The following is a 9,162-nucleotide window of genomic DNA, read 5'->3' as shown; positions in this document are numbered from 1 at the left end:
AGCGAAGAGGTCACACCCGTTCCCATTCCGAACACGGCAGTTAAGCTCTTCAGCGCCGATGGTAGTTGGGGGTTTCCCCCTGTGAGAGTAGGACGCCGCCAAGCCATTTCGAAGGTCAGCCATTAGGCTGGTCTTTTTTTGTTTTCAGACTGGTACCATTAAAATAAAATGAAATCATTCACTGTTGCTAGGACAGGACAAGTTAGATATTGAAAACAACTTTCCGTCGATCTTTGATTAAAATCCCTGGATAAGCTGTTCAACCTATCTGAAAGAATTTATAATTAGAAAAATAGGCAAGCTGTTTAATAAGGGTGGAACAAAAATATTCATGAAAATAGTGAATGCAGGAAAGGAACGATTCTGTGAGTAAAAAGGGTAAAGAAAAGTTTGAAGTTAGAGAAGGAGAAAGCATTGATGAATGCCTAGATCGAATAAAGGCTGCAGGGTATTTTCCTGTGAGGAGAACGGAAGAACCCATTTTTGAGGAAAGAATCACGAATGGAATGGCTCATTATGAACCAATTAACAGGAAAATTGTATTTGAAGCAAAGTTATTGGAGCAAAACACGAACGATCATTAAGTATTCTATAAAAATATTCGATTTTGTCTTGACAATGAAAATGCGTGACGGTAAGATGAATGTATATTAATACCTCTCATATAATCCTGGGGATATGGCCCAAAAGTTTCTACCTGATGACCGTAAATCATCGGACTATGAGAAAAGTAGCTGACTTATTCGGAAACTATCGAAGTCTTTTTTGTGAAGACTTTTTTCCGGGCAGATTGCTTTCTCTATGAGGAAGAAGTCTGCCCGTTTTTTTTTGAAAATTATAGATGAAAGAATGGAAAGTGGGAGGGACAGTATTATGAAGTCACAGGTCGGGGTCATTATGGGTAGCGTCTCGGATTGGGAAACGATGAAGTATGCTTGTGAATCATTGGAACAACTCGAAATCCCCTATGAAAAAAGAGTCGTTTCGGCCCACCGCACACCAGACTTATTGTTTGAATATGCAGAGAGTGCAAGAGAGCGCGGGATTAAGGTAATAATAGCAGGTGCAGGTGGAGCTGCTCATCTACCCGGTATGACGGCAGCTAAAACAATAGTACCTGTGATTGGAGTGCCAATCCAATCCAAGGCTTTAAACGGTTTGGATTCATTATTATCAATTGTTCAAATGCCAGGCGGGGTACCGGTTGCCACGGTAGCCATCGGAAAGGCAGGGGCGATTAACGCAGGTTTGCTTGCGGCGCAGATATTGGCTGCTTTCGATTCAGAAATCGCCGATAGGATAGAGGTTCTCCGAGACGAAACTAGGGAAAAGGTGTTATTGAGCAGTGAACAACTTAAATAAGGTCATTTTACCGGGTCAGACGATTGGAATTATTGGCGGTGGACAGTTAGGCAGGATGATGGCCTTAGCGGCTAAGGCAGCAGGCTTTAAGATAGCTGTTCTTGAACCAACGACTAATGGTCCTTGTGCTCAAGTGGCAGATATAGAGATCCTTGGGGCATATGATGACATAGATGCATTGAAAAGGCTGGCAAATGTCAGTGACGTCATTACCTATGAGTTCGAAAATATCAGTTCCAAGGCTCTAGATTGGTTGAAACAGCATGCCTATCTTCCTCAAGGGTCGGAATTATTAAAACAAACACAGGATCGGCTTACTGAAAAGAAAGCCATAGCAGGTGCCGGAGCAACGGTTGCCCCGTACCGGGAAATTCAGGATGTTTCGGAAATATACCTACATATAGAAGAATTAGGGTACCCAAGTGTGTTAAAAACGACCCGTGGCGGTTATGATGGAAAAGGGCAGTTAGTCATTAATGAGGAAGCTGATATTAAAAAGGCTGAATCCCTGCTCCAAACAGGTGTATGTGTATTAGAAGCTTGGATACCTTTCGTTAAGGAAATCTCGGTTGTCGTGACGCGTAAAGCAAATGGTGAAACAAGTCATTTTCCGGTTGCAGAAAATATTCATATTGAAAATATACTGCATAAAAGCATCGTTCCCGCTCGCATCAGTCAGAGTGCTGAAGAAAAGGCCATTGTGGAGGCTCGACAGCTTGCCGAAAAACTGGACCTTGTCGGTACATTGGCCGTGGAGATGTTTTTAACGGCAAAGGATGAAATCATCATCAATGAGCTTGCACCCAGACCACACAATTCGGGTCATTATACATTGGAAGCATGTGCAACATCCCAATTCGAACAGCATATCCGTGCTGTCTGTAATTGGCCCCTCGGAAATACCTCCTTGTTGCAACCGGTGGTCATGGTCAACGTCCTAGGTGAACACTTGGAGCCATTACTTCATGAAATTCCGGAGCTTACAGATTGGAAGATTCATCTTTATGGTAAAAGAGAGGCCAAGATAAAACGGAAAATGGGGCATGTTAACATTTTACGTCCAACACTCGAGGAAGCCCTTTTAGAAAGTGATCGAAGCAAAATTTGGAATCAACAGGTTGAAACGGAGGAAGCAAAATGATTGAACGTTATACCCGCCCTGAAATGGGGAACATTTGGACAGAGAAAAACCGCTTTAATGCATGGTTGGAAGTAGAAATCTTGGCATGTGAAGCATGGTCGGAACTTGGTGTCATACCGAAAGAAGACGTGAAGCTCCTTCGTGAAAATGCATCATTCGATGTAGAGCGCATCAATGAAATTGAAAAAGATACTCGCCATGATGTTGTGGCCTTCACGCGTGCGGTTTCCGAAACATTAGGTGAAGAACGTAAATGGGTGCATTATGGTCTGACTTCAACGGATGTAGTTGATACGGCACTTTCTTATGTGATTAAACAAGCGAATGATATTCTTTCAAAGGATTTAAATAATTTTGTCGAGATCTTGAAAAACAAAGCGAAAGAACATAAATATACCGTTCAAATGGGACGTACACATGGTGTGCATGCAGAACCGACTACTTTCGGCTTGAAGCTTGCCCTTTGGTACCAAGAAATGAAACGGAATGTGGAACGTTTTGATGCTGCTCGAAAAAACATCGAGGTAGGTAAAATCTCCGGTGCTGTTGGTACATATGCAAACATCGACCCGTTCGTTGAACAATTCGTCTGTGAAAAGCTGGGCCTTGAAGCTGATCCGATTTCAACGCAAACCTTGCAACGTGATCGCCATGCACACTATATGAGTACATTGGCGTTAATTGCAACTTCCATCGAAAAATTCGCTGTGGAAATCCGAGGATTACAAAAAAGCGAAACGCGCGAAGTGGAAGAATTCTTTGCAAAAGGACAAAAAGGATCATCGGCAATGCCTCATAAACGGAATCCTATCGGTTCTGAGAACATGACAGGAATGGCCCGGGTCATCCGTGGATACATGATGACAGCGTATGAGAATGTAGCTTTATGGCACGAACGTGATATCTCCCACTCTTCTGCTGAACGAATCATCTTGCCGGATGCAACGATTGCTTTGAATTATATGTTGAACCGCTTCAGTAACATCGTGAAAAACCTTACTGTCTATCCTGAGAACATGAAGCGTAACATGGATCGTACTCTTGGATTAATCTTCTCTCAACGCGTGTTGCTTGCTCTTATTGACAAGGGTCTTGTCCGTGAAGAGGCGTATGATACGGTTCAGCCACATGCGATGGACGCCTGGGAGCAACAAGTCCCATTCAGGAGCCTGATCGACAAGGATGATAAAATCACAAGCCTGCTTACTAAAGAAGAACTTGATGACTGTTTCGACCCTACCCATCATTTGAAAAACGTAGATGTGATCTTTGATCGCCTAGGCTTATAAAACAAGGCTGCAAACGTGAATCCCAGTCGGGTGAAGCGTTTGCTCCTTGCCTAATGATAAAATAAAAATTCATAATATTCACAATTCGGAGGTCTTAACAGATGGAAAAGCGAGAATTGCTGTATGAAGGGAAAGCGAAACAGATTTATGCAACGGACAACAGTGAAATAGTATGGGTGGAATACAAAGATTCAGCAACGGCTTTCAATGGCGAGAAGAAGTCAGAAATCGCTGGTAAAGGCCAGTTGAATAATCAAATTACTAGTTTACTATTTTCAAAGCTTGCCGAACAAAACATTCCTTCTCATTTTATAGAAAAGCTTTCCGAGCGGGAGCAACTGGTTAAAAAGGTCTCCATCATACCTCTTGAAGTGGTCGTTAGAAACACGGCTGCCGGTAGCTTCTCTAAACGCACTGGCATGGAAGAAGGCCACCCACTTAAGAAAACGCTCGTTGAATTTTATTATAAAGACGACGCACTCGGCGATCCCCTGTTGACGGAAGACCATATTGAAGAATTGGAACTTGCCAGCAAGGAAGATGTAGCTATCTTAAAGGAAAAGGCACGGGAAATCAGTAAGGTCCTATCAACCATCTTCCAAGAGATGGGCATTAACTTGATTGATTTTAAACTGGAGTTTGGCAAGACATCGGATGGGGAAATCCTATTGGCTGATGAAATTTCACCGGATACTTGTCGCCTTTGGGATGCAGATACAAATGAAAAACTGGACAAAGACGTATTCCGCCGTGATTTAGGTAGTTTAACAGATGCATATGGAAAAATTCTAGCAAAGTTGGAGGGTATTCAACATGTATAAGGTTAAGGTATATATCACACTACGAGAAAGTGTACTGGATCCACAGGGGACAGCGGTTCAACAATCCCTTCATAGTTTGACATATAACGAAGTAAGCGATGTTCGTGTCGGGAAATACATTGAACTGACGATTGAAGACACCGACCGTGATTTAGATCAACTGGTGAAGGAAATGTGTGAAAAGCTATTAGCCAATACAGTCATTGAAGCGTACCGTTATGACGTGGAGGAGGTTGTCACCCAATGAAATTTGCTGTGATCGTTTTCCCTGGCTCCAATTGTGATGTCGACATGTACCATGCGATACAGGATGCGCTTGGGGAGGAAGTGGAGTATGTATGGCATTCCACGGATAATCTAGACAAATTTGACGGGATCCTGCTTCCAGGCGGATTCTCTTATGGCGACTACCTACGTTCAGGAGCGATTGCCCGTTTTTCCAATGTGATGGCCGAAGTCGTAAAAGCGGCTCAAGCAGGAAAGCCAGTTCTTGGCGTCTGCAATGGTTTTCAAATTTTGCTTGAAGCAGGGCTGTTACCGGGAGCGATGCGACGTAATGATGGTCTGAAATTCATCTGTCGTAATGTAGAGCTGAATGTTCAAAATAATGAATCAATGTTTACCACGGGATATTCATTAAACGAATCAATCACCATTCCAGTGGCCCATGGTGAAGGAAACTATTACTGTGATAAAGACACACTGGAGGAATTAAAACAAAATAACCGCATTCTGTTCACTTATAAGGGTGAAAATCCCAACGGTAGCCTAGAACAAATCGCGGGAATCACCAATGCACAAGGTAATGTCCTCGGAATGATGCCTCATCCCGAACGTGCTGTTGACTCACTGCTTGGCAGTAAAGACGGCTTAAAGATCTTTCAATCCATCGTGAAAAACTGGAGGGAATCACATGTTGTTACAGCTTGAACCAAGTCCGGATAAAATTAAATCGGAGCGTTTATACGCAAGTATGGGGCTATCCGATGAAGAATTCGCCATGGTGGAGAAAATCTTAGGCAGACTGCCGAATTATACGGAAACGGGTTTGTTTTCCGTCATGTGGTCAGAGCATTGTTCCTACAAAAATTCAAAACCCATCTTAAGAAAATTCCCGATTACGGGGGAAAAAGTATTACAAGGTCCTGGGGAAGGCGCAGGAATCGTCGATATCGGTGATAATCAGGCCGTCGTTTTCAAGATTGAAAGCCATAACCATCCATCGGCCATTGAGCCATATCAAGGAGCAGCTACAGGCGTTGGGGGCATTATCCGTGATGTCTTCTCCATGGGAGCCCGACCTATCGCCATGTTAAATTCGCTGCGCTTCGGCGAATTGGATAACGAACGCGTGAAATATTTATTCAAAGAAGTGGTTGCAGGAATTGCTGGATATGGGAACTGCATTGGGATTCCCACTGTCGGCGGTGAAATTCAATTCGATCCTTCCTATGAGGGAAATCCATTAGTCAATGCCATGTGCGTCGGGTTAATTGATCATAAGGATATCAAGAAAGGTCAAGCTCATGGTGTCGGGAATACGGTCATGTACGTGGGTGCCAAAACTGGCCGTGATGGCATTCATGGAGCTACATTTGCATCGGAAGAACTTTCAGAGTCTTCAGAAGAGAAAAGACCAGCCGTGCAAGTTGGCGATCCATTCATGGAGAAATTACTGTTAGAAGCTTGCCTTGAACTCATCCATAATGATGCGCTTGTCGGCATTCAGGATATGGGCGCAGCGGGGCTTACTAGCTCTTCGGCTGAGATGGCGAGTAAAGCTGGATCAGGGATTAAAATGAACCTTGATTTAGTGCCTCAACGTGAAACAGGCATGACTGCGTATGAAATGATGCTGTCTGAGTCACAAGAACGGATGTTAATCGTCGTTACTAAAGGACGGGAACAGGAAATCGTTAATTTGTTTACGAAGTATGACCTGGAAGCAGTTGCTGTTGGTGAAGTAACGGATGATAAAAACTTAACACTTTCCCATCAAGGTGAAATCGTTGCGGAAGTTCCAGTTGATGCATTGGCTGAAGAAGCACCAATCTATCACAAGCCATCTGCTGAACCACAGTATTTCCGCGACTTCCAAAGCATGACGGCAAAAGTGCCGGTTATCAAGGATTATAAGGGTACTCTTATAGCATTATTACAACAGCCTACCATTTCAAGCAAGGAATGGGTTTACGACCAATATGATTATATGGTCCGTACGAATACAGTGGTATCACCTGGTTCCGACGCTGCAGTGGTACGTGTGCGAGGAACGAATAAAGCTCTTGCAATGACAACGGATTGTAACTCCCGCTATATTTACCTCGACCCCGAGACAGGCGGTAAGATTGCTGTAGCTGAGGCGGCCCGTAACATTGTCTGTTCGGGTGGAGAACCTTTGGCGATTACAGATTGCTTGAATTTTGGAAGCCCAGAAAAACCAGAGATATTTTGGCAACTGGAAAAAGCCGCTGATGGCATGAGCGAAGCATGTCGCAGCTTAAGTACGCCTGTCATTGGTGGAAATGTATCGCTTTATAATGAAACGAATGGCGAGGCCATTTATCCAACTCCAGTAGTTGGGATGGTTGGTCTTGTACATGACCTTCAACATATCACGACCCAAACGTTCAAACATGAATCCGACTTGATATATGTGGTCGGGGAAGCGAAAGCTGAATTTGGTGGAAGTGAACTTCAAAAAATGGTAGAAGGAAAAATCTTTGGACCTGCACCGGAATTGGACTTACATGTTGAACAAAAACGGCAAGCACAAATTCTTGAAGCTATTCGAGCAGGGCATATCGCCTCCGCACATGATCTTTCAGAGGGTGGTTTGGCTGTTGCCTTAAGTGAATCTCTATTCGGTCCGACTACACTCGGCGCCAACGTTCAGGTTTCCGGCGAATTGGTATCCGGGTTGTTCAGTGAAACGCAATCCCGATTCTTACTATCCGTTAGTCCAGAAAACCAAGCAGCATTTGAATCCATTGTTGAAGATGCAATCCTTATAGGGGAAGTAACGAATGATTCAAAAATAATCGTGACGGATGATGGCGATAATCTGGTATTTGAAGTGAATGTTGAGGAATTACAATCAGCTTGGAAAGGGGCCATTCCATGCTTGCTGAAATAAGAAGTCTTAATGAGGAATGTGGCGTAGTAGGAGTCTGGGGACATCAAGATGCAGCACAGCTTGCCTATTACGGACTGCATAGCTTACAGCATCGGGGCCAAGAGGGAGCAGGCATTGTCGTGACGGACGGTAATCAAATGTCCATCACGAAAGGGGAAGGTCTTGTAACGGAAATCTTCACGGCAGAAAAAATGCAGGCACTTTCCGGTACAGGGAAGTCAGCGATAGGTCATGTCCGTTATACGACAGCAGGCGGCGGTGGATATCAAAACGTCCAGCCTTTCTTGTTCAATTCACATACAGGGGGGCTGGCACTTGCCCATAATGGGAATATCGTCAATGCCAGCCAGTTAAAAGCACAGTTAGAGGGACAAGGGAGCATTTTTCAAACGACGTCGGATACGGAAGTCCTTGCACATTTGATTAAACGCTCCGGTTATTCTGATATAAGGGATTCTGTGAAAAATAGCTTAAGTATGCTGAAGGGTGCCTACGCATTTGTTATCATGACAGAAAACCAAATGATTTTAGCGCGGGATCCACATGGTTTCCGTCCACTTTCCCTCGGAAAGATAGGAGATGCGTATTACGCCGCTTCTGAAACATGTGCTCTTGATATCGTTGGGGCGGAATTCATCCGTGATATCGAACCAGGCGAGCTTGTCGTCATCAATGATGAAGGAATCTATTCAGAGTACTTTTCCCTTTCCAGTCAACAAGCCATGTGTACGATGGAATATGTGTATTTTTCCCGTCCGGATAGCAATATTGATGGGATTAATGTACATACAGCCAGGAAAAACCTTGGTAAGCAAATGGCTCAGGAAGCGAAAATCGAAGCGGATGTTGTCACGGGTGTTCCGGATTCAAGCATATCGGCGGCCATTGGTTATGCCGAAGCTGCGGGCATCCCTTATGAAATGGGCTTAATTAAGAACCGTTATGTCGGACGGACATTTATTCAACCGTCACAAAGCCTTCGCGAACAGGGTGTGAAGATGAAGTTATCACCGGTACGAGGCGTCGTTGAAGGGAAACGCGTGATTATGGTGGACGATTCGATCGTACGTGGTACGACCAGCAGAAGGATTGTCCGCATGCTGAAAGATGCAGGGGCGAAAGAGGTCCATGTTGTGATCAGTTCGCCTCCAATTAAAAATCCATGTTTTTACGGTATTGATACATCGAAAAAAGATGAACTGATTGCCAGCTCCAAATCAGTAGAGGAAATACGGGAAATCATTGAAGCCGATTCATTAACCTTCTTAAGTGTGGAAGGCATGGTCGAAGCGATTGGACGTCCGTTTGCTGGAGAAACACGCGGTTCATGTCTAGCATGCTTTACGGGGAATTATCCAACGGAAATTTTCGATTATGAACGGGAAAAAATTAAATGCTAAACAGGCATCGATA

General features: G+C 44.0%; 9 protein-coding genes, 1 rRNA gene and 1 riboswitch. All 10 genes read left to right on the top strand.

The genetic code is table 11. The features are described 5' to 3' along the window. Positions 1 to 104 (top strand): 5S ribosomal RNA (rrf, locus tag ACIQXR_RS11175); the annotation flags it as partial. Between the two features lie 261 nt (positions 105 to 365). Further along, positions 366 to 584, top strand: coding sequence for an NETI motif-containing protein (locus tag ACIQXR_RS11170; protein WP_403079998.1), 219 nt, complete (start codon positions 366 to 368; stop codon positions 582 to 584). A 56-nt stretch (positions 585 to 640) separates the two neighbouring features. Next, a riboswitch (purine riboswitch) is annotated at positions 641 to 742 on the top strand. Between the two features lie 131 nt (positions 743 to 873). Beyond that, on the top strand, positions 874 to 1,362 hold the full coding sequence (gene purE, locus ACIQXR_RS11165; protein WP_402872294.1) for a 5-(carboxyamino)imidazole ribonucleotide mutase: 489 nt from the start codon (positions 874 to 876) through the stop codon (positions 1,360 to 1,362). Next, on the top strand, positions 1,346 to 2,503 hold the full coding sequence (gene purK, locus ACIQXR_RS11160) for a 5-(carboxyamino)imidazole ribonucleotide synthase (RefSeq protein ID WP_402872291.1): 1,158 nt from the start codon (positions 1,346 to 1,348) through the stop codon (positions 2,501 to 2,503). The genes purE and purK overlap by 17 nt, the downstream gene beginning before the upstream one ends. Beyond that, the gene (gene purB / locus ACIQXR_RS11155; protein ID WP_402872289.1) at positions 2,500 to 3,792 is read left to right on the top strand and encodes an adenylosuccinate lyase; all 1,293 of its coding nucleotides are present in this window, start codon (positions 2,500 to 2,502) and stop codon (positions 3,790 to 3,792) included. Before purK ends, purB begins: the two co-directional genes overlap by 4 nt. A 101-nt stretch (positions 3,793 to 3,893) precedes the next feature. Beyond that, positions 3,894 to 4,613 (top strand): phosphoribosylaminoimidazolesuccinocarboxamide synthase, encoded by a 720-nt coding sequence (gene purC / locus ACIQXR_RS11150; protein WP_402872287.1) that lies wholly within the window; start codon positions 3,894 to 3,896, stop codon positions 4,611 to 4,613. Continuing rightward, positions 4,606 to 4,860 carry a phosphoribosylformylglycinamidine synthase subunit PurS gene (gene purS, locus ACIQXR_RS11145; protein WP_402872285.1) on the top strand — a complete coding sequence of 85 codons (255 nt, stop codon included), beginning with the start codon at positions 4,606 to 4,608 and terminating at the stop codon, positions 4,858 to 4,860. Before purC ends, purS begins: the two co-directional genes overlap by 8 nt. Continuing rightward, on the top strand, positions 4,857 to 5,543 hold the full coding sequence (purQ, locus tag ACIQXR_RS11140; protein ID WP_402872282.1) for a phosphoribosylformylglycinamidine synthase subunit PurQ: 687 nt from the start codon (positions 4,857 to 4,859) through the stop codon (positions 5,541 to 5,543). Before purS ends, purQ begins: the two co-directional genes overlap by 4 nt. Beyond that, positions 5,527 to 7,749: a phosphoribosylformylglycinamidine synthase subunit PurL gene (gene purL / locus ACIQXR_RS11135; protein WP_402872279.1), complete on the top strand. Its 2,223-nt coding sequence runs from the start codon at positions 5,527 to 5,529 to the stop codon at positions 7,747 to 7,749. Before purQ ends, purL begins: the two co-directional genes overlap by 17 nt. After that, entirely contained in the window at positions 7,734 to 9,149 is a 1,416-nt protein-coding gene (purF, locus tag ACIQXR_RS11130) for an amidophosphoribosyltransferase (RefSeq protein ID WP_402872278.1), read from the top strand. The genes purL and purF overlap by 16 nt, the downstream gene beginning before the upstream one ends. Positions 9,150 to 9,162: the final 13 nt, after the last annotated feature.

It is taken from the genome of Peribacillus sp. NPDC097224 (assembly GCF_044761985.1).
Classification (GTDB): domain Bacteria; phylum Bacillota; class Bacilli; order Bacillales; family DSM-1321; genus Peribacillus.
The sequence above is the reverse complement of the archived record's forward strand: the minus strand, read 5'-3'. Positions and strand labels throughout refer to the sequence as shown.